Below are 22,682 nucleotides of genomic sequence, written 5' to 3'. Positions count from 1 at the left end.
CACCCCAGCCCTCTCCCCCGGCGGAGCCAGGGGAGAGGGAGCAGCTTGAGGCAAGATCGAAACGTGCCGGCTTTAGCTCCCTCTCCCCTGGCTTGCCGGGGGAGAGGGTTGGGGTGAGGGGGCGCTCTTGGCGCTATCCTCCCAACCTTATCGTTGCATCAAGCATCTCAGACACGAATGAAGAACACGTCCCCCGCTTCCTACTACCGCGCCACGGCCAACGCGTATCCCGCGTACGCGCCGTTGCAAGGCCGTAGCGAAGCCAAGGTGGCCATCATTGGGGGCGGTTTCGCCGGGCTGCACACGGCGTTGGGACTGGCCGAGCGCGGCGTGCACGATGTGGTTCTGCTGGAGCGCGAGCAGGTCGGGTTTGGCGCTTCGGGACGCAACGGCGGTTTCGTATTCGCCGGCTATTCGCTGGGCGAACAAGCCCTGCTCGATGCACATGGCGCGGAGCTGGCGCGAGCCATGTTCCAGCGCACGACCGATGCAGTAGAACGTATCCGGCAGCTGACCCGCCGTTACGCCATCGCATGCGACGTGGTCGATGAAGGCGTGATCTGGGCGAACTGGTTCCGCGATCCGGGTGTCTTGCGCCAACGTCAGCAGTTGTTGGCCGAACATTATGGCGTGGACTGGACCTGGCTCGAACGCGACCGATTACGCGAGCTGGTACGCAGCGAACGTTATTTCGACGGCCTGTACGAGCGCAATGCGCTGCATCTGCATCCGCTCAATTTCGCCATTGGCCTGGCCAAGGCGGCGAGCGAGCAGGGCGTGCGTATTCATGAAGAAACCGATGTGTGGCGTGTACGGCGCGAGGGCGCGCGATGGTGCATCAGTGCGGCACATGGAGAAATCCTGGCCGATCAGGTCGTGCTGGCCTGTGGCGGTTATCTCGGCGGTCTGCATCGCCAGATCGATCGCGCCATCCTGCCGATCGCTACGTATGTGATGGTCACCGAGCCCTTGGGTGAGCGGATAGGTGACATCCTTCGTACACGCGCTGCCATCTACGACTCGCGGTTTGCGTTCGACTACTACCGGCCGCTGTCGGACTCGCGTTTGTTGTGGGGTGGACGCATCTCGGTGCGCGATCGTTCCGCGCGAGGGGTGCAGCGGTTGTTGATGAACGATCTGCTGCGCGTGTTCCCGTCGCTCAAAGGTACACGCGTCGACTATGCTTGGTCGGGTCTGATGAGCTATGCACGTCATCAGATGCCGCAGATCGGCACGCGTGGCGATGGCCTATGGTGGGCGCAGGCCTTTGGCGGTCACGGCCTGGCACCGACCTGTGCCGCCGGCGAACTGCTGGCGGCGGCATTAGCCGAAGGCAGCGAGGCATGGAAACCGTTTGCGCACTACGGCCTGGATAATACCTATCGCCCCATCGGTTACCTCGCGGCGCAGGCCGGCTACTGGTGGCAGCAGGGCAAAGACTGGTTCAAGACGAGACTGGAAGGATGAGCAACGTTATCGCACAAGAGGTCGATTCCATCAGCTGGGGCGATTTCGAAAAGGTATTGATCGTGGCCGGCACCGTGGTGCGCGTGGAACCGTTCCCCGAAGCACGCAAGCCGGCATTGAAGGTGTGGGTGGATTTCGGCCCGTATGGCGAAAAGAAAACCAGCGCGCAGATCGCCGGCATCTACAAGCCCGACGATCTGCTTGGGCGACAGATCGTCGGGGTGATCAACTTCCCCGAAAAGCAGATCGGTCCGTTCCGTTCCCAGTTTTTGCTGACCGGTTTTCATACCGACGAAGGCATCGTGGTGACGACGGTTGAACGCAGCGTTCCCAACGGAGCTCGTCTGGCGTAGCCGGCCTTAGTTCACCGGCAGGGCGAGAATGTCGCCTGTCGGTTCCACCGTGGCGAACGCGTCGGAGATTTCCGTCAGCGCCGCGCGATGGAGATCCTGCGCGGAGACCACGCCCTTGCCGTCGAACGCATCGATCGGGCGCGTAGCCACCGCGTCGGACGCGACGATCACGTTGTAGCCCAGCGGTACCGCGTCACGCGCTGCGCCGGCAACGCAGGCATGGGTCATCAAGCCGGAGATGATCAGGGTCTTGATGCCCTTGGCGCGCAGGCGTGCATCGATGTCCGTGCTGGCGAACACGCTCACCTGGTTCTTGGTCAGTAGAGTGTGGTTCTTGCCTGGCTTGATGCCGTCGACAATCTCGGCGCCGTTACTGCCTTCGGCGAAGACCGGTGAGCCAGCCGGCGTGATGTGACGCACGTGGATCACGTCGATGCCGTGCTGGTCGGCGAAGCCCACCAGCTTCCTGGCCTGGTCGAGCGCCTTGCGGCCATCGGGAATCGGCAACTTGCCCGAGAAATACTCGTTCTGGAAGTCGATCACCAGCAGGGCCGTTGTCCTGGCGTCGAGCGACGTCGGTGCAGTGGCACCGCCGATGGCGCGCAGGGTGGGGTGATCGTTGGTTGCCGCGGCAACCGGGCCGGTGACCGTCATGGCGACCAATGAAGCGAACAAAGCGTTTTTCATATTGATTTCCTTAATCAAAGGTTTGCGAGCACAAGTTGATATGTACTGAGAAGTCCATACCGCCGAGCTGGCGGCTTGGTGTGCATTGTTCGCCGATCGCGGAACGCCCAGAAGTGGCTCGCGGGACACTCAGTGATAGAATCGGGCCATGTCTCCGGAGTGCCCACAAAACACGGTGGCGGTGATCGCCTACCACCAGATCAGCCCCTTTCACCTGGCTGTGCCGTGCATGGTGTTTGGCGAGGATCTGGCCCGGCTAGGTGCGCCGCGCTACGAGCTGGTGGTTTGCGCGGCCGAACCTGGGCCTCTGCGGACCATGGCGGGGTTTTCGATCGATGCGCCGCATGGCCTGGAACGGCTGGCTGACGCTGACACGATCATTGTCCCGGCCTGGCGCGATCCGACAGAGCGTCCACCGCAAGCCTTGCTCGATGCGCTGCAGGCAGCCCATGCGCGTGGCGCACGCATCGTGGGTTTGTGCCTAGGGGCATTTGTACTGGCCGAAGCCGGGCTGCTCGACGGACGCAGCGCGTCGACGCATTGGGTGTGGATGGAGGATTTTGCCGAGCGCTATCCGCAGGTGCTGTTGAAGCGCGATGTGCTGTACGTGGACGATGGCGACATCATTACCTCGGCAGGTACCGCCGCGGCCATCGATTGCTGTCTGTATCTATTGCGTCGCGACCATGGTGCCGAGGTGGCCAATCGGGTCGCTCGACGCATGGTGGTGGCACCGCATCGTCATGGCGGGCAGGCGCAATACATCGAACAACCCGTGCCGAAGATGGATCATGCCGACCGTCTGAACAGCACCCTGGAGTGGGCGCTGGCGAATCTGCGTGAACCACTTTGCCTGGATGCACTGGCCGACCGTGCCGCCATGAGCCGGCGTACCTTTACCCGGCGTTTCAAGCGCACGACGGGAACGAGCGTGACGCAATGGCTGCTGTCGCAGCGCCTGGCGCATGCACAGCGGTTGCTGGAGACTACCGATCAAACCGTGGATCGTATTGCGGAGTCGAGCGGTTTCGGTTCCACCGTATCGCTACGTCAGCATTTTGTTGCGGCGTTTGCTACGTCGCCGGCTTCTTATCGGCGGAGTTTTCGTGGGACGTAAGGAACCTCGAACACCCTAGTCGTCATCCCGGCGCAGGCCGGGATCCAGTGATTTTGTGATGGGTTATCGCGAGGGACAACAAGCCTCTGCTCTATAGCGAAAACCTGAAACCGACGCCACTGGATCCCGGCCTTCGCCGGGATGACGGATAGGAAGGGTTTTTATAGGCGCGAGCTACCAGCTCAACATGATCTTCCCGATATGCGAGCTGCTCTCCATCAAGGCGTGCGCACCCGCCGCCTGTGCGGCCGGAAACACCTGATGGATCACCGGACGAACCGTGCCTGCAGCGAGTAGCGGCCAAACCTTTTCGTGCAAACTACGCGCAATGCCACCTTTGAATGCAACCGGACGCGGTCGCAAGGTCGAGCCAGTGATCGTGATGCGCCGACGCATGATCTTGGCGATATCGATATTCGCCTTGTTGCCGCCCAGCGTTGCGATGGCCACCAACCGGCCGCCTTCGGCCAGTACATCGAGTTCGCGCGGCACATAGTCGCCGGCCACCATATCCAGGATCACGTCGACACCACGGCCGTCGGTCAATGCATGGATCGCGCTGACGAAGTCATCGGACTTGTAGTTGATCGCTTTCTCGGCACCCAGCTTTTCGCAGGCACGGCATTTCTCTTCGCTGCCGGCCGTAGCAAACACACGATGCCCGAACGCATGCGCAAGCTGGATCGCAGTAACACCGATGCCGCTGGAGCCGCCTTGCACCAACAGGCTTTCATGCTCGCCGCCTTCGCCCTGTCCCAGGCGCCCGCGGTCGAAGACGTTGCTCCAGACCGTAAAGTAGTTTTCCGGCAAGGCCGCCGCTTCGATTGCCGAAAAGCCTTGTGGCACCGGAAGACACTGTGGAAGCGGCGCAACGACATACTCCGCATAACCGCCACCGGCAAGCAGTGCGCAGACTTCGTCGCCGACTTTCAGTCCGAATGGATTGTCGTGATCGATATCGCCTTCGACGATGACGCCGGCGACTTCGAGGCCGGGCAAGTCCGAGGCGCCGGGCGGGGGCGGGTAGGCGCCTTGTCGTTGAAAGACATCCGGACGATTCACGCCGGATGCCGCCACCTTGATCAAGACCTCGCCTTTGCCAGGTTGCGGGCGAGGCCGCGTCGTCAGACGAAGGTTCTCAGGCGGACCGGGCTGGCTTATTTCGATGGCTTGCATGGACGGCACGGAATAGCTCCTTGGACAAACGGCAAGGCGGTTATTTTGAACGATGACATCTTCCAGAAATGTCAAAGCACGCGCCCAAACGCGACGCAATAAAAAGCGGCGATGCTTGCGCACCGCCGCTGGACTTGAAGCATCGTCTAACGAAGGATCAAAGCGCTTCGAAAATCCCCGCCGCGCCCATGCCGGTACCGATGCACATCGTCACCATGCCGTACTTCTGCTTGCGGCGACGCAGACCGTGGATCAGCGTGGCGGCACGGATCGCACCGGTCGCGCCGAGCGGGTGGCCGAGTGCGATCGCACCACCGAGCGGGTTGACCTTGGAGGGATCCAGGCCCAGGTCCTTGATCACCGCCAGCGACTGCGCGGCAAACGCTTCGTTGAGCTCGATCCAGTCCAACTGATCCTGGGTCATGCCGCACTGCTTGAGCGCCTTCGGAATCGCTTCCTTCGGGCCGATACCCATGATCTCCGGCTTGACGCCGGCAACCGAGAAGCCGACAAAGCGCGCCAGCGGCTGCAGGTTGTACTTCTTGATCGCAGCTTCACTGGCCAGCAACAAGGCGCCGGCACCGTCGGAGGTCTGCGACGAATTACCCGCGGTCACCGAACCGCCGAACTGGCCATTGCGAAATACCGGCTTGAGCTTGCCCAGCACTTCGACCGTGCTGCCCGGGCGCGGACCTTCGTCGGTGTCGATTACGCGGCTATCGGTCTTGATGCCGCGCGATTTCAGATCCGGGTAGTGATCGTCGAGCTTGAACGGGGTGATTTCGTCCTTGAATTCGCCGGCCTTGATCGCAGCCAGCGCCTTGTCGTGGCTGGCGGCGGAGAAGGTGTCCTGTTCTTCGCGGCTGACCTTCCACTGCTTGGCGACGTTTTCCGCGGTGATGCCCATGCCGTAGGCGATGCCGATGTTCTCGTTGTTGAAGATCGCCGGATTCATCGCGACCTTGTGGCCCATCATCGGCACCATGCTCATGCTTTCGGTGCCGCCGGCAATCATCAGGTCCGCTTCGCCCAGGCGAATGCGATCGGCAGCCATGGCGATGGCCTGCACGCCCGACGAGCAGAAGCGGTTGATGGTGACGCCCGGCACGGTGTCCGGCAGGCCGGCCAGCAGCACACCGATGCGCGCCACGTTCATGCCTTGCTCGGCTTCGGGCATGGCGCAGCCGATGATGGCGTCGCCGATTTCGTGCGGGTCGATACCCGGTGCCTGTGCCATCACGGCACGGATCACGTGGGCGAGCATGTCGTCCGGGCGGGTGTTGCGGAAGACACCGCGCGGCGCTTTGCCGACGGGTGTGCGGATGGCGGCAACGATATAAGCGTCTTGCACTTGCTTGCTCATGGATTTGCTCCGTTGCGTCGCGCTTCGAGGCTGCGACGCGCTAGGTTTTTTGTTCGTCATCCCGGCGTGGGCCGGGATCCAGTGTCTTTGCAGTGATACGAAGTCGCTGGGCTCCCGCGTCAGCAGGAGCGACGAGCTTTTAGTTACGCAGCGGCTTGCCGGTCGTCATCGTGTGTGCGATGCGTGCCTGGGTCTTTTCCGTTTTCGCCAGTTCGACGAAATGCTTGCGCTCCAGCGCCAACAGCCATTCCTCGTCCACCAGCGAGCCGCGCTCGATCACGCCGCCGCACAAGGTGTCGGCAATGCGCGAGGCGATCTCCACGTCGTGCTCCGACGCGAAGTAACCGGCCTGCATGTTTGCCAGCGACGCCTTGAACGTGGCCGTGCCGACATCGCCGGCGACCGGAATCGCACGTGCCGGCAACGGCGGGCGATAGCCGCTTTCGGCCAGTGAGGCCGCGACCTTCTTGGCGACGTAGAGCAGCTCATAGGCATTGAACACGACCACGTCGCTGTCGCGCATCAGGCCCATCTCCTTCGCTTCCAGCGCGCTGCCAGCCACCTTGGCCATCGCGATGGTTTCGAACACCTTCTTCAAGGCTTCGAACGGGTCGCTCGGATTCTGCTGTGCGGCGCGTACGGCCAGCTCATGCAGACCACCGCCGGCCGGCAGCAGGCCGACGCCGGCTTCAACCAGACCGATATAGCTTTCCAGTGCGGCAACGGTGCGCGCCGAATGCATCTGGAATTCGCAGCCGCCACCGAGGGCAAGGCCGCGCACGGCCGACACGACCGGCACCAGCGAATGCTTGATACGCATGCTGGTGCGCTGGAAGTTGGCGACCATCTTGTCGAAGTCGTCGAACTTGCCGGCCTGCAGCAAGCCCAGCGCGCCCTTCAGATCGGCACCGGCCGAGAACGGCTCGCCGGTCTGCCAGATCACCACGCCCTTGAGCTTTTCCTCGGCAATGCCGATCGCATGCTGGATACCGTCGAGCACGAAATCGTTGACCGTGTTCATCTTGGTCTTGAACGAGATGATGCCGATGCCATCATCGCCCAGCGTCCACAAACGAACGCCGTCGTTTTCCCACACGGTCGTGCCCTGATCGAATTTCTCGCCGAGGATCGGATCGGGGAACAGCTGGCGCTGATAAACCGGATGCTGCGAACGCGGCTTGTCGGCGTTGGCGCTGGCCGAGTACGAGCCGCTCTTGCCGTGCACGCCAGTGCGGCCGTCGGTCACCCACTTGGGCAGCGGTGCCTTGCTCATGGTCTTGCCGGCGGCGATGTCTTCCTCGATCCACTTGGCCACCTGCTGCCAGCCGGCGGCCTGCCAGGTTTCGAACGGACCGAGCTTCCAGCCGTAACCCCAGCGAATGGCGAAATCGACATCGCGTGCGGTGTCGGCGATATCGGCCAGGTGATAGGCGGTGTAGTGGAACAGGTCGCGGAACGTCGCCCACAGGAACTGCGCCTGCGCATCACTCGACGCGCGCAGCTTGCCGAACTTCTCGGCCGGGTCCTTGATGGCGAGGATGGCAGTCACTTCGTCCGAGGCTTTCTGCTCGGAGGGGCGGTAGTCCTTCTTGGCGACATCGAGCACCACGATGTCCTTGCCCGCCTTGCGATAGAAACCGGCGCCGGTCTTCTGGCCGAGCGCACCTTGCTCGATCAGGCCCTGCAGCCATGCCGGTGCCTTGAAGAACTCGTGCCACGGATCGTCGGCCAGCGTATCGGCCATGGTCTTGATCACGTGCGCCATGGTGTCCAGGCCGACGACGTCGGCGGTGCGGTAGGTCGCACTCTTGGGACGGCCCACGGCTGGACCGGTCAGCGCATCGACGGTGTCGAAGCCGAGCTTGAACTGTTCGGTGTGATACATCGTCGACAGCATCGAGAACACGCCGATGCGGTTGCCGATGAAGTTCGGTGTGTCCTTGGCGATGACCACGCCCTTGCCGACGGTCGTGGTCAGGAAGGCTTCAAGGCCGTCCAGCACGTTCTTGTCGGTGAGTTTGGTCGGGATCAGTTCGACCAGATGCATGTAGCGCGGCGGATTGAAGAAATGCACGCCGCTGAAACGATGGCGCATGTCTTCGGGCAGCGCTTCGGCCAAGCCGTTGATCGACAGGCCCGAGGTATTGGACGCGATGATCGCGGTCTTGGACAGATGCGGCGCGATCTTCGTGTAGAGATCCAGCTTCCAGTCCATCTTTTCGGCGATCGCTTCGATCACCAGGTCGACGTCCTTGAGGTGCGCCATGTCCTCGTCGTAGTTGGCCGGGATGATCGCGGCGGCCAGGTTCTTCTCGGCGAGCGGGGCAGGCGACAACTTCTTGAGGTTCTCGATCGCCTTCAGGGCGATACCGCTCTTGGGCCCTTCCTTGGCGGGCAGGTCGAACAGCACGGTTTCGACACCGGCGTTGGTCAGGTGCGCGGCAATCTGCGCGCCCATGACACCGGCGCCGAGTACCGCGGCTTTGCGAATTCGTAGGGCGGACGTTGATGAAGATGGAGCAGTCATTGGGATCTCCGACGAAGTACGGACACTGAAGGTGCTTGCGTTAAAGACGGGTGCCAGGCTCGACTCAGGGATGGCTGAGGCCGGCGGCGGCAAAACGAATCAGATGGGCGGCAGTCTGCTCACGATGGACCGTTTCGGTGACATCGCTCTTGCGCTGAATCATGCCGAAGCCCGACATGGCGTGGGTAAGGGCGCCGGTGACAAGGTCGACGCGCCAATACAGCTCTTCCTTGCTCAGGTGCGGGAGCAGGCGGGCGAATTCGGCGGTGAACTGGCGCATGACATGGCCGTAGTTCTCCGACAGGAATTTGCGCAGGGTGTCGTCGTGCTCGGCGAAGGCCCGAGCCAGTACGCGCATGAACAGCGTGCCGCTGCCATCGTGTGACAGCTCCAGCGCGGGCTTGATAAAGGCAGCCAGCACGTCTTCGAGGGTCGTCCCGGGGTCGCCGGAAATGCGCGATAGCGCCTTCAGGCGGCGGCTGTTGAGCTCGTCCAGCCGGCGCCGGAAGACCTCTTCGACGAGGCGGTCCTTCGAGCCGAAGTGGTAATTGACCGCGGCGAGGTTGACCCCGGCGGCGGCGGTGAGTTGGCGCAGCGAAGCGCCGTCGAATCCGTGCCTTGCAAACAACACTTCGGCGGCACTGAGGATGCGTTCTTTGGTCGATTGCTGTGATGTCTGCACGTTCTGGCCTGGGCGGTAGGAGTCAAACGATCGTTTAAGATTATATCGGTCGAACGCTTCCGTCAAACGTTTGTTTGAGACCTTTCATACAGAGCATGTCCCCTTGTATGTGTACAACTTGCGTATCCGCTAGAATCTGTCAGACTTTCCCGCGCTAAATCCATATTTCTTGACGGATTTGGCCAAAATCCGCCGGCCGGGGGGTCGGCACCGCCCAAGCACAAAAACTCAAAAACCGTTTCCCGGAGCAGATCGACTATGGCGCTGGAGCGCACCCTTTCCATTATCAAGCCCGACGCCGTTGCCAAGAACGTGATCGGTGAAATCTACGCACGCTTCGAAAAGGCCGGCCTGAAGGTCGTGGCTGCGAAGATGAAGCATCTGTCGCGTCGTGAAGCCGAAGGCTTCTACGCGGTGCATCGCGAGCGTCCGTTCTTCAATGCGCTGGTCGAGTTCATGATCTCCGGTCCGGTGATCATCCAGGCGTTGGAAGGCGAGAACGCGATCCTGAAGCATCGTGAGCTGATGGGTGCGACCAATCCGAAGGACGCTGCGCCGGGTACGATCCGCGCCGATTTCGCCGATTCGATCGACGCCAATGCGGTGCACGGTTCGGACGCGGCCGAGACGGCCAAGGTCGAAATCGCTTATTTCTTCGCCGAGACGGAAGTCTTTTCGCGCTGAGGTCATGACGCAAGTGAACCAGGTTGAAGTCACCCCCAACGACAAGGTCAATCTGCTCGATTTCGATCGACAGGGCCTGCGCGATTTCTTCGCCGGTATCGGCGAGAAGCCTTATCGCGCCGATCAGGTGATGAAGTGGATCTACCACCGCCTGGAAGACAACTTCGAAAACATGACCGATGTAGGCAGGTCGCTTCGAGCCAAGCTCGAAGCGACCTGCTATGTCGGGCCGCCCAAGACGATGTTCGACAAGGGCGCGGCCGACGGCACGCACAAATGGCTGTTGGGCATGGACGGCGGCAATGCCGTCGAAGCGGTCTATATTCCCGAGCCCACGCGCGGCACGCTGTGCGTGTCCTCGCAGGTCGGCTGCGGCCTCAACTGCCAGTTCTGTTCTACCGCGACGCAGGGCTTCAACCGCAACCTCGCCACGTCCGAGATCATCGGTCAGATGTGGGTGGCGGCCAAGCACCTGGGCAATGTCACGCATCAGAACCGTCGCATCACCAATGTGGTGATGATGGGCATGGGCGAGCCGCTGCTGAACTTCGACAACGTGGTCAAGGCGATGAGCCTGATGCGCGACGACTTCGGCTTTGGCCTGGCGTCCAAGCGCGTGACCCTGTCGACCGCCGGCCTGGTGCCGATGATCGACAAGCTGTCCGAATCCATTGATGTCTCGCTGGCGGTGTCGCTGCACGCGGCCAACGACGAACTGCGCACTGAACTGGTGCCGCTCAACAAGCGGTATCCGATCGCCGAACTCGTGGCCTCCTGCCTGCGTTGGCTGGCACGCAAGCCGCGTACGTCGATCACCTTCGAATACACCTTGATGAAGGGCATCAACGACCAGCCCGAGCATGCACGCCAGTTGATCAAGCTGATGCGTCGCCTGCCCAATTGCAAGGTCAACCTGATTCCCTTCAATCCATTTCCCGGTACGCGTTTCGAGCGTTCGGACGTCGAAGTCATTCGCGCTTTCCAGACCCAGTTGCTCAATGCCGGCATCCTGACGATGCTGCGTCGCACGCGCGGCGACGACATCGATGCGGCTTGCGGTCAGTTGAAGGGGCAGGTGCTCGATCGCACGCGTCGCCAGGCCGAATTCCGCAAGCGTCTGGATGAGGGGTCCGCCCATGCGGCTTGATCGTGCGGCTCTGTCCGTAGGACTGATGCTGGCGCTTGCCGGTTGCGTGACGACCGGCCCTGACACACCCGAAAGCCGTTTGCGTGAAACCAAGTCCAACAAGAACGAGGACGGCGCGCGCATCCTGACTCAGCTCGGCCAGCAGTACATGCAGAACAACGATCTGCAGGGCGCGTTGGAGCAACTCAACAAGGCGCTCAAGTACAACCCCAACTACGAGCCGGCGCAAACCGTCATCGCCGTGGTTTACGAGCGCATCAAGGATCAACCCAACGCCGAGCTGCACTACCGCAAGGCGCTGGAAATCGACCCGGCTCGCGGGGGCCCGAACAACAATCTGGGTGTATTCCTGTGCAACTCCGGTCGCGCGGCCGAAGCCATGCCGTATTTCCAGAAAGCCGTTGCCGATCCGTTCTATCAGACGCCGTCGCTGGCCTGGACGAATGCCGGTAGCTGTCAATCGCGCAATGGCGATGTTGCCGGCGCGGAAGAATCTTTCCGCAAGGCGTTGGCGATCGATTCGAACAATGGCGAGGCGCTCTATCAGCTCGCCAACATGCTTTATCAGCGTAACGATGCGTTCCGTGCACGTGCTTTCATGCAGCGCTACGATGCCCTTGGGCCATCCAGCAGCAGCCCGCAGGCACTCAAGCTCGGTCACGACATCGAATCCCGCCTGGGCAACAGGGATGCGGCCCTTAATTACAGCAGGCGACTTCAGACCCAGTTCCCGGACTCGGAACAGGCGCGTGCCCTCGATACTACTGCTAGCCCATGACTTCCAATCCGTCACAACCGGCCGAACACGCTCAGGGCGACATTGATCTGTTCAACACGTCCGCGACGGGCGTGGGCACATCGACGACGCATGAAGCGACTGAATCCTTTGGTGCCCGCCTGCGCGCGGCCCGCGAAGCACGTGGCCTGAGCGTAGAAGCTTGCGCTCATACGTTGCGTCTGCCGATTCGGGTTGTTCGCCAACTCGAAAGCGGCGATTACAGCGGCATCGACTACCAGGTTTATCTGGCCGGCTACCTGACCAAGTACGGTCAGCACGTAGGTGTCGAAGAATCGGCGATCCAGGCTGAAATCCAGCGCCTGAAGCCGAGCCAGGTCCAGCCCACGCTGGTGGCGACCGGCGGCATTTCGCATTCGCGCTATCTGCTTGAAAACTACCTTCGCGCGGCAACCTACGTGGTGCTGACCGGCGTGATCGCCGTGCCGGCGATCTGGCTGGGCATGCGCGGGGCGTTCGATCGCGATGTCAGCCATCTGGCCCCGCTCGATGCAACGCCGGTGGCGCAGCAGGAGCAGGTGCTGCCGGCCGCATCGGGCAGCAGCGCGATCACGACGGCTACCACGATGGCGTCGGCCAATCCCGCGTCCAGCAGCACGGCGACCACGCCGGCGGCAGCAGCGCAGCCGCAGCGCCAGGACGACCAGCAGCCGCTGTTGGCATCCATGGCGCCGTTCCCGAACCTGAGCAACGACAACGCGACCGCCAAGCCGGAGATCGCCGCGCCGCAGGTCGCCGGTTCCGGTGCGCACAGCCTCGTGCTGAGCCTACCCAGCGACAGCTGGGTGGAGATCATCCGCAAGGATGGCTCAAAGCTCGAATACGGCCTGCTTCGTGCGGGCACCAGCAAGACCTATCAGAGCGATCAGCCGCTGGATGTACGTATCGGCAATGCCAACGGCGCACAGGTGACGCTCGATGGCCAGCCGATGCCGCTGGACAGCTATCGCCGCGCCAATGTGGCGCATTTCCGTATCGAAGTGCAGGACGGCAAGGCCAGTCCCGCCAACTTCTGATCGGCTCCCGCTTGCCCGCCGGCTACGCGGCCGGGGGCAAGTTACGTTATGCTTGGGTATTGTCCGCCCGCCGGCCTTCCGCCGGGCGAGGCTCGACTTTTTCCGCAACAGGCGCTGTCTGCCGGCGCTGGTCCTGCGTGGTCTTTTCAACGGTGAACTTTAAGCATGGCATTTGAAGCGTACGACGATTACGAACAGAGCGAACGCGTACAGAAGTGGCTGCGCCAGAACGGCTTGTCGATCATCGTCGGTATTGCCATCGGCCTGGTGGGCATCTTCGGTTGGCAGCAGTGGCGCGCGCATCGCGTAGGCCACCAGGAACAGGCCTCCGAGCTTTATCAGCAGATGCAGATGGCGGTGCTGACCAAAAAGAACGATCTGGCCGAAACGCTGACCGACAGCCTGCTCAAGGACTATAGCGATACCGCCTACGCCAGCTTTGCCGCCAGCGAGCGTGCGCAGCGCCTGGTGCAGGCCAATCAGCTGGACAAGGCCGTGGCCGCGCTCGGCGATGCCGAGAAATACGCCGGCGACGCGCAATTGAAGGCGCTGATGCAGTTCCGTACCGCGCAGGTGCAGCTGGCGCAGGGCAAGGCCGATGACGCCATCGCCACCCTGGGTCGCATGCCCGCAAAGAGCTACGAAGGCATCAGCCAGGAACTACGCGGCGATGCGCAGGTCAAGCTTGGTCACCCCGAGGAAGCGCGCAAGGCCTATGAGGCCGCTAAAGCGATCCTGGGTCAAAACGCGCCACAGGGCGGTGCCTTGTTGCAGAACAAAATCGATGATCTGGCAGTGGCCGGGAAGCAGGGTGCATGAACCGTCGTTTTTTGCTGATCGCGCTGACGTCTTTGGTAGCGCTCGCTGGCTGCCACTCTTTCAAGAAAGAGAACGTTCAGCCGCCCACACCGCTTGAGAAGGGCTTCAAGTCGTCCGTGCAGGTCACGCGCCTGTGGCGCAGCAGTGTCGGCAAGGGGGCGGGCGACAGCGGTCTGCGCCTGCGTCCGGCCTATGCCGATGGCGTGCTTTACGCCGCCAGCACGGATGGCCATCTGGCCGCGTTCGACGCGCAGACCGGCAAGACCCTGTGGAGCAAGAGCTCGCGCCAGCATGGCTGGTTCGGCTGGGGCGACACCAAGAAGCAGCGCTACGATTCGTACTACGCCGGCGGTCCGGCGGTTTCCGGCGACCTGCTGGTCGTGGGCACCCTCGACGGTCACGTCTATGGCCTGAATGCAAAGGACGGCAGCGAGCGCTGGTCGGCCACGATCAATTCCGAAGTGCTGACCGCGCCGACCATCGTCGGTAACTTGGTGGTTGCCCGTACCGGTGACGGCCGCCTGTATGGCTTCGACAGCGGTACCGGCGAGCGTCGCTGGGCCTACGACCAGAGCACCGTGCCGCTGCTCAGCCTGCGCGGCAACGGCCCGCTGCTGGGCGCCAACGGCGTGGTGTTCTTCGGTAGCGATGCTGGCAAGCTGGTGGCGCTGCGCATGGATAACGGCGACAAGCTGTGGGAGCAGTCGCTCGCCAGCGGTGAAGGCCGTACCGAAATCGACCGCCTGAACGATGCCGACGGCGCCATCCTGATCGACGGCAACACGCTGTATGGCGCAGCGTTTCACGGCAACCTGGTGGCCGTAGACGGTCCCAGCGGTCGCCCGTTGTGGTCGCGTCCGTTCTCTACCTTCACCTCGATCGATGTCAAAGGCAATGCGCTTTACGGCGTTGGCGACGACTCGCAGGTGTGGAGCTTCGACAAGAGCGGTGGCGCCGACATCTGGAAGAACGACAAGCTCAAGTACCGCTGGCTGACCGCGCCGGCCGTGCAGGCCGACTATATCGTCGCTGGCGATATGGAGGGCTACGTGCACTGGCTGCAGACCGGCGACGGTGCATTGGCCGCTCGCGAGCGCCTGTCCAAGAAGGCCATCCGCGCTCAGCCGCTGGTCGTGGGCGATGTCGTGTACGTCGAAGACGTGAAGGGCCGTATTGGCGCCTATCGTCTCGGCGGACATTGATCCCCGAGGCCGATGATTCCCCATGCTGCCCGTCGTCGCTCTGGTCGGTCGCCCCAACGTCGGTAAATCGACCCTGTTCAACGCGCTGACGCGCAGCCGTGATGCCCTGGTAGCCGATATGCCAGGTGTCACCCGCGATCGCCACTACGGTATCTGCCGTACTGGCGAGAGGCCCTTCGTGGTAGTGGATACCGGTGGTTTGTCCGGTACCGAAGAAGGTCTCGAAGGTCTGACTGCGCAACAAGTTCGCCTGGCCATCGCCGAGGCGAACGTGCTCGTGTTTGTGGTGGACGCGCGCGACGGCCTGCTGCCGCAGGATCGCAGCATCCTCGACGAGCTGCGCCGCAGCGGCAAGCCGATCATTGCCGCAGTCAACAAGACCGATGGCCTGGATATCCAGACCTCGCTGTCCGAGTTCTCGGTCTTCGGCATCGGTACGACCTTGCCTTTGTCCGCCGCGCATAACCGCGGAACCGAAGAGCTGATCGAGGCAACGCTGCCGCTGTTGCCGCCGGAGTCGGAAGAAGCGGTCGAAGGCGAAGACGGCAGTATTCGTGTCGCCATCGTCGGCCGTCCGAATGCCGGCAAGTCGACCTTGATCAACCGTCTGCTTGGCGAAGATCGCCTGATCGTTTCCGACGTTGCCGGCACGACGCGCGATCCCATTCGCGTGCCGGTCGAGCGCGACGGTAAGCGTTACACCCTGATCGATACCGCCGGCGTGCGGCGCAAGGCGCGTGTCGAAGAATCCGTCGAGAAGTTCAGCGTGATCAAGACGCTGCAATCGATGGCTGCCGCGCAAGTCGTCGTAGTGATGGTCGATGCACGCGAAAATCTTGCGGACCAGGATCTCACCCTGATCGGTCATGCCATCGATGAGGGCAGGGCGCTGGTCATTGCCGTCAACAAGTGGGACGGCATGGATGCGTATCAGCGCGAACAGTGCGAGCGTGCGTTGGAGCGCCGACTGCAGTTCGTCGAGTGGTCCAAGCGCGTATTCATTTCGGCTCTGCATGGTTCGGGTTTGCGCGAACTGATGCGCGCCGTGGTGCGTGCGCATGCTGCCGCCACCAAGGAGCTGGGTTCGTCCGAGCTGACCAAGACGCTCGAACGCGCCTACGAAGGCTATCAGCCGCCGTTGGTGCGCGGGCATGCGCCCAAGCTGCGTTTTGCACATCCCGGCGGCAGCAATCCGCCGACCATCGTCATTCACGGCAGCCGCACCAAGCACATTGCACCGGCATATCGCCGCTATCTGGAAAACTTCTTCCGCCAGCGTTTCAAGCTGGAAGGCACGCCGATTCGCATCAGCTTCCGTGATGGCGAGAACCCGTATGCCGGCAAGAAGAACGTGCTGACCGAAGGGCAGATGCGCAAGCGTCAGCGCATGATTCGCGAGATGAAGAAGCGCAAGTAGGCGCTTGCTCTAAAGCCCCCTCACCCCCGGATCAAGTCCGGGGCAGGCTCCAACCCTCTCCCCCGGCGAAGGCAGGGGAGAGGGAGCTATGTTGCGCAAGATCGAAACACTGAAGCTCTCCTCACTCAACTCCCTCTCCCCGGCTTTGCCGGGGGAGAGGGTTGGGGTGAGGGGGCGCTCTCGTTCCAGCGGCGTAAACTAACCCCATGACCGACGCCCTAAACCGCGACAGCTGGCTCGCCGCCCTCCGTCAGCAAGTCGAAGAAATCACCCCCGCCCAAGCCATCGCACGTCAAGCGCATGGTGCGTTGCTGATCGACGTACGCGAAGACGACGAACGCGCCAGCGGTATCGCCACCGGTGCGCTGGGCATCTCACGCGGCTTTCTCGAATTGCGCATCGAACAGCAGGAGGCCGATCGTGATCGACCGATCCTGCTGATCTGTGGCAGCGGACAACGCTCGCTGCTCGCGGCCGAAGCCCTGCAACGCATGGGCTACAGCAAGGTTGCCTCGATCGCCGGCGGGTTCACGCGCTGGAAAACCGAGGGCCTGCCGGTCACCGCCGGCACCATCGATAGCGACGCGGCCGAGCGCTATGCGCGCCAGCTGCGTTTGCCCCAGGTGGGCGAAGCAGGGCAGTCCAAGCTCGGCAAGGCGAAAGTCGCGCTGCTTGGCGCCGGTGGCCTGGGCGCTCCCGCGGCGCTTTATCTGGCAGCGGCGGGTGTGGGCGAAATCACGTTGATCGACGACGACCGTGTCGAACGTTCCAATCTGCATCGCCAGATCATCCATGCCGACGCGCGCGTGGGCATGCTGAAAACCGAGTCGGCGCAACTGACGCTGGCGGCGCTCAATCCGCGCATCAAAGTGCATCTGCATAGCGAGCGCCTGCAGGCCGATAGCGTCGAACGTTTGCTGCAAGGCCACGACCTCGTCATCGATGGCGCGGACAACTTTGCCGCGCGTTACCTGATTGCCGCCGCCGTCCAGCGTCTGAAAATGCCAATGATCTACGGCGCAGTCGAACGCTTCACCGGCCAGGTCAGCGTGTTCGATCCACGCCGTGCCGATTCGCCGTGCTATCGCTGTCTGTTCCCCGAGCCACCCGCAGCGGCCGATGCGCCCAATTGCAGCGAGGCGGGCGTGCTTGGCGTGCTGCCCGGCATCGTCGGTCTGCTACAGGCGACCGAGGCCTTGAAACTGATCCTGGCGCTCGGCGAACCGTTGGTCGGACGCTTGTTGTCGTTCGATGCTCTGGGCATGCGTTTTCGCGAAACCCGCTTGCGGCGCGATCCGGAATGCCCGGGCTGCGGGCCGCAGGCGATCTTCGAAGGCTACGAAGACATCGTGCGCTGGTGCGCCGCGGCCGGCTGAATCAGGTCGTCGGGGACGAGTCCGTAGACCACGGCGTTGTGCGCCTCGTCATGCATCCAGATACGCCGACGTGCGATCCCTTCGCGTTGACCGCCGATCTTCTCGGCGCATCGCTGGCTGGCCAGGTTGTCCACGGCGGCAACAATTTCGATGCGCTGTAGAGCAAGCGACCCGAAGCCAAACGCCGCCACCGTGCGTGCAGCCAGTGCCGTATAGCCCTGGCCGCGGGCCGAATCGCGGATCCAGTAGCCCAGGTTCGCGCGAAAATTGCGATAGTCGAGCTGGTTGAGCCCGACCGCACCGAGCAGGCGGCCTTCCGTCGTCAGGATCGCAAAGTCGTGCATGCTGCCTTCGAGCCAGCTGGCGCGGCAATGGGCCGTCCATGCCTGGGCTTCGTCCAGGCGGTACTCGGGATGGCACCAGGGCATGAAGCGCCCGACGCTCTCGATCGACTCGCGAATGGCTTCGTACAGTGCCGGCGCATCGTCGTCCTGCCAGGGACGTAACAGTAGCGGCGGGGCATGCAACGGGGTGGGGACGGGTACGGAAACAGTGGCCATGATGACTCTTGTTGGTAAATAGCCGACATCGTTTGTGCGGCCAAGGTCGAGTCAGGATAATGTCGCGCTTTGCAGGATAAGGAAAATGCCATGAGCGCTCGCATCCTCGACGGTAAGCGGATAGCCCAGGAACTGCTGGACCGCATTGCCAAGCGTGTAGCCGAGCGCAAAGCCAAGGGGCTGGCCGAGCCGGGGCTGGCCGTGGTGCTGGTCGGCAGCGACGCCAGTTCGTCGGTCTATGTGCGCAACAAGCGCAAGGCCTGCCATCAGGTCGGGTTCCGCTCCTTCGACTTCGACCTGCCGGCCAGTACCAGTCAGGAAGAACTCTTCGCCCTGATCGACCGGCTCAATGCCGACCCCGCGGTGCACGGCATCCTGGTGCAGTCGCCGCTGCCCGACCATATTGACGAAGACGCGCTGGTCGACCGCATCGACCCCAACAAGGACGTGGACGGTTTCCAGGCCGTCAATCTCGGCCGCCTGGCGTTGCGCCGCTTCGGTCTGCGCCCGTGTACTCCCAAGGGAGTGATGACCCTGCTGGGGCATACCGATCGCCCGGTGCGCGGCCAGCACGCCGTGGTCGTGGGCGTGTCCAACCATGTTGGTCGACCGCTGGTGCTGGAACTGCTCATCGCCGGCTGCACCACCACCACCTGCCACAAATTCACCCAGGATCTGGAAGGGTTTGTCCGGCAGGCGGATATCGTGATCGTTGCCGTCGGCCGCCCCGGTCTGGTCAAGGGCGAATGGATCAAGCCTGGTGCGGTGGTGATCGACGTCGGCATCAACCGGTTGGACGACGGACGCCTGATCGGCGACGTGGAATTCGAGCCCGCTGCCGAGCGCGCCAGCTGGATCACGCCGGTCCCCGGCGGTGTCGGCCCGATGACCGTGGCCACGCTGATGGAAAATACCCTCGAGGCTGCCGAGGCGCGGACGGATTGACGCAGCCCGGTACCGATGGTGTGGCGCACCATCGGGATGGCGCGTATAATCCTCTCTTTGCAGCGGGACTTTTCGCATGCGCATCCTCGCCGAGGCTCTCACCTACGACGACGTCTACCTCGTACCGGCCCATTCGGCCGTCCTTCCCCGCGACGTAGACACTTCCACCCGTTTGACCCGTAACCTCCGGCTCAATATTCCCATCGTCTCCGCGGCGATGGATACGGTGACCGAAGCGCGTCTGGCGATCACCATGGCGCAGAACGGCGGCATCGGCATCATCCACAAGAACATGACCGCCGAGCAGCAGGCGGCCGAAGTTCGACTGGTCAAGAAATTCGAAGCCGGTGTGATCCGCAGCCCCATTACGGTCGGCCCGAACACCTCGATTCGCGAAGTGCTGCAGCTTACTCGCGCACACAATATCTCCGGCGTGCCGGTCGTCGACGGCGAAAAGCTGGTCGGCATCGTTACCAGCCGCGACCTGCGTTTCGAGCGCAAGCATGACGACCCGGTGCGCAACATCATGACGCGCCAGGAAAAGCTGATCACCGTACCCGAAGGCGCCAGCCAGGACGAAGTGCTGCAACTGCTGCACAAGAACCGCATCGAAAAGGTGCTGGTCGTCAACGGCGATTTCCAGCTGCGCGGTCTGATCACCGTCAAGGACATCCAGAAAGCCCGTGACAACCCGAACGCCGCCAAGGATCGCCTCGAGCGCCTGCTGGTCGGCGCGGCCGTCGGCGTGGGCGGCGATACCGAGCAGCGCGTGGCCGCGCTGGTCGATGCCGGCGTCGACGTGCTGGTGGTGGATACCGCGCACGGTCATTCGCAAGGCGTGATCGAGCGTGCCGGTTGGGTCAAGAAGAACTACCCGCAGGTGCAGGTCATCGCCGGCAACATCGTCACCGGCGAAGCGGCGCGTGCGCTGCTCGACGTCGGTGTCGATGCCGTCAAGGTCGGCGTCGGCCCCGGTTCCATCTGCACCACGCGCGTCGTTGCCGGCGTGGGCGTGCCGCAGATCACCGCGATCGACCTGGTCGCTACTGCGCTGAAAGACGAAATCCCGCTGATCGCCGATGGCGGCATCCGTTACTCGGGCGACATCCCCAAGGCGCTTGCCGCCGGCGCGTCGACCGTGATGCTCGGTTCCATGTTTGCCGGCACTGAAGAATCGCCGGGCGAAGTGGAACTGTTTCAGGGCCGCTCGTACAAGAGCTATCGCGGGATGGGGTCGCTCGGTGCGATGGCGCTCGGTTCCAAGGACCGCTACTTCCAGGACGATGCCGACCCGGACAAGCTGGTGCCCGAAGGCATCGAGGGTCGCGTGCCGTATCGTGGTCCGCTGCGCAACATCATCCATCAGCTGATCGGTGGTCTTCGCGCTTCGATGGGTTACCTCGGTGCAGCGTCCATTGACGACGTGCGCAACAACGCGCAATTCGTCAAGGTGACCTCGGCCGGCGTTACCGAAGCGCACCCGCACGATATTCAGATCACCAAGGAAGCGCCGAACTATCGGCTGAATTCCTGAAGGCGAGTAGTGAGTGAAGAGGAGTGAGAAAAGAGTGCAGGGCGGACGCCTTGATGCTCGTTTCTTGCTCCTTTTGACTATCTACTGATTCCTCGCTGCTCCCATTTTTCGTTTGCATGTACTGGCCCCCATGACCAACATCCACACCGATAAAATTCTGATCCTCGATTTCGGCGCGCAGTACACGCAGCTGATCGCCCGCCGTATTCGCGAGATCGGTGTATATTGCGAAATCTGGGCTTGGGACCACGATCCCTCCGAGATCGCTGCCTTCGGTGCGAAGGGCATCATTCTTTCCGGTGGCCCGGAATCGACCACGCTCGAAGGTGCACCCAAGGCGCCGCAAGAGGTCTTCGATTCGGGCTTGCCGCTGCTCGGCATCTGCTACGGCATGCAAACCCTCGCCGCGCAGCTGGGTGGTGCGACGGAGGCCGCCGACGCACGCGAGTTCGGCCACGCCACCGTGCAGATCATCGCGCAGGACAGCCTGCTCAAGGGCCTTACCGATCACCCGGCCGACAAGCCCGCACTCGATGTGTGGATGAGCCATGGGGATCACGTCGCGAAAGAACCGCCGGGCTTCACCGTCACCGGCCGCACCGATCGTGTGCCAGTGGCGACCATGTCCAACGAGGAAAAGCGTTGGTACGGCGTGCAGTTCCATCCGGAGGTAACGCACACCAAGCAGGGCGAAGCCTTGTTGCGTCGCTTCGTCACCGACATCTGCGGTTGCCGCACGCTGTGGACGGCCGCCAACATCATCGAAGACCAGATCGCCCGCGTACGCGACCAGGTCGGTGACGATCAGGTACTGCTCGGTCTCTCCGGCGGCGTCGATTCCTCCGTGGTCGCGGCGCTGCTGCATCGAGCGATCGGCGACAAACTTACCTGCGTCTTCGTCGACACCGGTCTGCTTCGCTGGCAGGAAGGCGACCAGGTCATGGCGACCATGGCGCAGCACATGGGCGTCAAGGTCATCCGCGTCAACGCGGCGCAGCGCTACTTCGATGCGCTGGCCGGCGTCAACGACCCGGAAGCCAAGCGCAAGATCATCGGCGGCCTGTTCGTCGAGATTTTCGACGAGGAGTCGGCCAAGCTCACCCAGGCCAGCGGCGGCGAAGTGAAGTGGCTGGCGCAGGGCACCATCTACCCCGACGTGATCGAGTCGGCCGGCAGCAAGACCGGCAAGGCCCACGTCATCAAGAGCCACCACAACGTCGGCGGCCTGCCCGAGCATATGAAGCTCAAGCTGGTCGAGCCCTTGCGCGAACTGTTCAAGGACGAAGTCCGCCGCATCGGCGTCGAACTCGGCCTGCCGCGCGAAATGGTCTACCGTCACCCGTTCCCGGGCCCTGGCTTGGGCGTGCGTATCCTCGGCGAAGTCAAAGCCGAGTACGCCGAGCTGCTGGCGCGCGCCGACGCGATCTTTATCGAAGAGCTGCGCGCCTGGGATCTCTACGACAAGACCAGCCAGGCCTTCGCCGTGTTCCTGCCGGTCAAATCAGTCGGCGTGGTGGGCGATGCGCGCGCCTACGAATGGGTGATCGCGCTGCGCGCCGTGGAAACCATCGACTTCATGACCGCGCATTGGGCGCACCTGCCGTACGAGTTCCTGGGCAAGGTGTCCAATCGCATCATCAACGAACTGCGTGGCGTCTCCCGCGTGGTCTACGACATCAGCGGCAAGCCGCCGGCGACAATCGAGTGGGAATGACGGACGCGAGATACACTGGGTGCTAAAGCGGTCCCAGCCCACCAGGTAAAGCGCATCTCGTGCACCGAAAACCCGCCTCGATCGGAGCTTGCGCGCTACT

The 22,682-nt window shown here is 62.7% G+C and carries 20 protein-coding genes; 14 read left to right on the top strand and 6 right to left on the bottom strand.

Annotated features, from left to right (window positions below; genetic code table 11):
- Window positions 1-177 precede the first annotated feature (177 nt).
- Together QMG46_RS17170 and QMG46_RS17165 are read left to right on the top strand one after the other, a co-directional pair.
- The gene (locus QMG46_RS17170; protein ID WP_281849069.1) at window positions 178-1,467 is read left to right on the top strand and encodes an NAD(P)/FAD-dependent oxidoreductase; all 1,290 of its coding nucleotides are present in this window, start codon (window positions 178-180) and stop codon (window positions 1,465-1,467) included.
- Entirely contained in the window at window positions 1,464-1,820 is a 357-nt protein-coding gene (locus QMG46_RS17165; RefSeq protein ID WP_281849068.1) for a tRNA-binding protein, read from the top strand. Before QMG46_RS17170 ends, QMG46_RS17165 begins: the two co-directional genes overlap by 4 nt.
- A gap of 6 nt (window positions 1,821-1,826) precedes the next feature.
- Here the strand turns inward: QMG46_RS17165 and QMG46_RS17160 are convergent, their stop codons facing one another.
- On the bottom strand, window positions 1,827-2,507 hold the full coding sequence (locus QMG46_RS17160) for a cysteine hydrolase family protein (protein ID WP_281849067.1): 681 nt from the start codon (window positions 2,505-2,507) through the stop codon (window positions 1,827-1,829).
- Window positions 2,508-2,655: 148 nt separating this feature from the next.
- Between QMG46_RS17160 and QMG46_RS17155 the strand changes: the two genes are divergently transcribed.
- Window positions 2,656-3,624, top strand: a complete 969-nt coding sequence (locus QMG46_RS17155) for a helix-turn-helix domain-containing protein (RefSeq protein ID WP_281849066.1) — start codon at window positions 2,656-2,658, stop codon at window positions 3,622-3,624.
- 174 nt (window positions 3,625-3,798) lie between these two features.
- Here QMG46_RS17155 and QMG46_RS17150 read toward each other — a convergent pair whose 3' ends face one another.
- The 4 genes from QMG46_RS17150 to QMG46_RS17135 form a co-directional block, all read right to left on the bottom strand.
- A complete protein-coding gene (locus tag QMG46_RS17150; RefSeq protein ID WP_281852917.1) occupies window positions 3,799-4,800 on the bottom strand; it encodes an NAD(P)H-quinone oxidoreductase in 1,002 nt (333 codons plus the stop codon).
- A 157-nt stretch (window positions 4,801-4,957) separates the two neighbouring features.
- A complete protein-coding gene (locus tag QMG46_RS17145) occupies window positions 4,958-6,163 on the bottom strand; it encodes an acetyl-CoA C-acyltransferase (RefSeq protein ID WP_281849065.1) in 1,206 nt (401 codons plus the stop codon).
- Between the two features lie 139 nt (window positions 6,164-6,302).
- Complete coding sequence (locus QMG46_RS17140; protein WP_281849064.1) at window positions 6,303-8,690, bottom strand: 3-hydroxyacyl-CoA dehydrogenase/enoyl-CoA hydratase family protein; 2,388 nt, start codon at window positions 8,688-8,690, stop codon at window positions 6,303-6,305.
- 64 nt (window positions 8,691-8,754) lie between these two features.
- Complete coding sequence (locus QMG46_RS17135; protein ID WP_281852916.1) at window positions 8,755-9,372, bottom strand: TetR/AcrR family transcriptional regulator; 618 nt, start codon at window positions 9,370-9,372, stop codon at window positions 8,755-8,757.
- Window positions 9,373-9,630: 258 nt separating this feature from the next.
- Here QMG46_RS17135 and ndk point away from each other — a divergent pair, with 258 nt between their 5' ends.
- The 8 genes from ndk (at window position 9,631) to moeB (ending at window position 17,829) form a co-directional block, all read left to right on the top strand.
- Window positions 9,631-10,056 carry a nucleoside-diphosphate kinase gene (gene ndk, locus QMG46_RS17130; protein WP_281849063.1) on the top strand — a complete coding sequence of 142 codons (426 nt, stop codon included), beginning with the start codon at window positions 9,631-9,633 and terminating at the stop codon, window positions 10,054-10,056.
- 4 nt (window positions 10,057-10,060) lie between these two features.
- Window positions 10,061-11,203, top strand: coding sequence for a dual-specificity RNA methyltransferase RlmN (gene rlmN, locus QMG46_RS17125; RefSeq protein ID WP_281849062.1), 1,143 nt, complete (start codon window positions 10,061-10,063; stop codon window positions 11,201-11,203).
- Window positions 11,193-11,981: a type IV pilus biogenesis/stability protein PilW gene (gene pilW / locus QMG46_RS17120; RefSeq protein ID WP_281849061.1), complete on the top strand. Its 789-nt coding sequence runs from the start codon at window positions 11,193-11,195 to the stop codon at window positions 11,979-11,981. The genes rlmN and pilW overlap by 11 nt, the downstream gene beginning before the upstream one ends.
- Window positions 11,978-13,015, top strand: coding sequence for a helix-turn-helix domain-containing protein (locus tag QMG46_RS17115; protein ID WP_281849060.1), 1,038 nt, complete (start codon window positions 11,978-11,980; stop codon window positions 13,013-13,015). Before pilW ends, QMG46_RS17115 begins: the two co-directional genes overlap by 4 nt.
- Window positions 13,016-13,180: 165 nt before the next feature.
- On the top strand, window positions 13,181-13,834 hold the full coding sequence (locus QMG46_RS17110) for a YfgM family protein (RefSeq protein WP_281849059.1): 654 nt from the start codon (window positions 13,181-13,183) through the stop codon (window positions 13,832-13,834).
- Window positions 13,831-15,036: an outer membrane protein assembly factor BamB gene (bamB, locus tag QMG46_RS17105; protein ID WP_281849058.1), complete on the top strand. Its 1,206-nt coding sequence runs from the start codon at window positions 13,831-13,833 to the stop codon at window positions 15,034-15,036. Before QMG46_RS17110 ends, bamB begins: the two co-directional genes overlap by 4 nt.
- Before the next feature lie 22 nt (window positions 15,037-15,058).
- Window positions 15,059-16,453 (top strand): ribosome biogenesis GTPase Der, encoded by a 1,395-nt coding sequence (der, locus tag QMG46_RS17100; RefSeq protein WP_281849057.1) that lies wholly within the window; start codon window positions 15,059-15,061, stop codon window positions 16,451-16,453.
- Window positions 16,454-16,659: 206 nt separating this feature from the next.
- Window positions 16,660-17,829 (top strand): molybdopterin-synthase adenylyltransferase MoeB, encoded by a 1,170-nt coding sequence (gene moeB / locus QMG46_RS17095; RefSeq protein ID WP_281849056.1) that lies wholly within the window; start codon window positions 16,660-16,662, stop codon window positions 17,827-17,829.
- Here the strand turns inward: moeB and QMG46_RS17090 are convergent.
- Window positions 17,790-18,389 carry a GNAT family N-acetyltransferase gene (locus QMG46_RS17090; protein WP_281849055.1) on the bottom strand — a complete coding sequence of 200 codons (600 nt, stop codon included), beginning with the start codon at window positions 18,387-18,389 and terminating at the stop codon, window positions 17,790-17,792. The two genes, moeB and QMG46_RS17090, sit on opposite strands and share 40 nt — an antisense overlap.
- A 90-nt stretch (window positions 18,390-18,479) precedes the next feature.
- On the opposite strand from QMG46_RS17090, the gene folD reads away from it, so the two are divergent.
- From folD to guaA, 3 genes are all read left to right on the top strand, one after another.
- Window positions 18,480-19,334, top strand: a complete 855-nt coding sequence (gene folD / locus QMG46_RS17085; protein WP_281849054.1) for a bifunctional methylenetetrahydrofolate dehydrogenase/methenyltetrahydrofolate cyclohydrolase FolD — start codon at window positions 18,480-18,482, stop codon at window positions 19,332-19,334.
- 76 nt (window positions 19,335-19,410) lie between these two features.
- A complete protein-coding gene (gene guaB / locus QMG46_RS17080; RefSeq protein WP_281849053.1) occupies window positions 19,411-20,868 on the top strand; it encodes an IMP dehydrogenase in 1,458 nt (485 codons plus the stop codon).
- A gap of 130 nt (window positions 20,869-20,998) precedes the next feature.
- Complete coding sequence (gene guaA, locus QMG46_RS17075; RefSeq protein WP_281849052.1) at window positions 20,999-22,582, top strand: glutamine-hydrolyzing GMP synthase; 1,584 nt, start codon at window positions 20,999-21,001, stop codon at window positions 22,580-22,582.
- Window positions 22,583-22,682 lie beyond the last annotated feature (100 nt).

The organism is Dyella sp. GSA-30 (genome assembly GCF_027924605.1).
GTDB lineage: Bacteria > Pseudomonadota > Gammaproteobacteria > Xanthomonadales > Rhodanobacteraceae > GSA-30.
Note: the sequence above shows the minus strand (reverse complement) of the source record. Positions and strands in the feature narration are given on the sequence as shown.

Excerpts from the sequence above, each read along its gene's own strand:
- QMG46_RS17170 (WP_281849069.1), top strand. The coding sequence starts at position 178 with ATGAAGAACACGTCCCCCGCTTCCTACTACCGCGCCACGGCCAACGCG.
- QMG46_RS17165 (WP_281849068.1), top strand. The coding sequence starts at position 1,464 with ATGAGCAACGTTATCGCACAAGAGGTCGATTCCATCAGCTGGGGCGAT.
- QMG46_RS17160 (WP_281849067.1), bottom strand. The coding sequence starts at position 2,507 with ATGAAAAACGCTTTGTTCGCTTCATTGGTCGCCATGACGGTCACCGGC.
- QMG46_RS17155 (WP_281849066.1), top strand. The coding sequence starts at position 2,656 with ATGTCTCCGGAGTGCCCACAAAACACGGTGGCGGTGATCGCCTACCAC.
- QMG46_RS17150 (WP_281852917.1), bottom strand. The coding sequence starts at position 4,800 with ATGCAAGCCATCGAAATAAGCCAGCCCGGTCCGCCTGAGAACCTTCGT.
- QMG46_RS17145 (WP_281849065.1), bottom strand. The coding sequence starts at position 6,163 with ATGAGCAAGCAAGTGCAAGACGCTTATATCGTTGCCGCCATCCGCACA.
- QMG46_RS17140 (WP_281849064.1), bottom strand. The coding sequence starts at position 8,690 with ATGACTGCTCCATCTTCATCAACGTCCGCCCTACGAATTCGCAAAGCC.
- ndk (WP_281849063.1), top strand. The coding sequence starts at position 9,631 with ATGGCGCTGGAGCGCACCCTTTCCATTATCAAGCCCGACGCCGTTGCC.
- rlmN (WP_281849062.1), top strand. The coding sequence starts at position 10,061 with ATGACGCAAGTGAACCAGGTTGAAGTCACCCCCAACGACAAGGTCAAT.
- pilW (WP_281849061.1), top strand. The coding sequence starts at position 11,193 with ATGCGGCTTGATCGTGCGGCTCTGTCCGTAGGACTGATGCTGGCGCTT.
- QMG46_RS17115 (WP_281849060.1), top strand. The coding sequence starts at position 11,978 with ATGACTTCCAATCCGTCACAACCGGCCGAACACGCTCAGGGCGACATT.
- QMG46_RS17110 (WP_281849059.1), top strand. The coding sequence starts at position 13,181 with ATGGCATTTGAAGCGTACGACGATTACGAACAGAGCGAACGCGTACAG.
- bamB (WP_281849058.1), top strand. The coding sequence starts at position 13,831 with ATGAACCGTCGTTTTTTGCTGATCGCGCTGACGTCTTTGGTAGCGCTC.
- der (WP_281849057.1), top strand. The coding sequence starts at position 15,059 with ATGCTGCCCGTCGTCGCTCTGGTCGGTCGCCCCAACGTCGGTAAATCG.
- moeB (WP_281849056.1), top strand. The coding sequence starts at position 16,660 with ATGACCGACGCCCTAAACCGCGACAGCTGGCTCGCCGCCCTCCGTCAG.
- QMG46_RS17090 (WP_281849055.1), bottom strand. The coding sequence starts at position 18,389 with ATGGCCACTGTTTCCGTACCCGTCCCCACCCCGTTGCATGCCCCGCCG.
- folD (WP_281849054.1), top strand. The coding sequence starts at position 18,480 with ATGAGCGCTCGCATCCTCGACGGTAAGCGGATAGCCCAGGAACTGCTG.
- guaB (WP_281849053.1), top strand. The coding sequence starts at position 19,411 with ATGCGCATCCTCGCCGAGGCTCTCACCTACGACGACGTCTACCTCGTA.
- guaA (WP_281849052.1), top strand. The coding sequence starts at position 20,999 with ATGACCAACATCCACACCGATAAAATTCTGATCCTCGATTTCGGCGCG.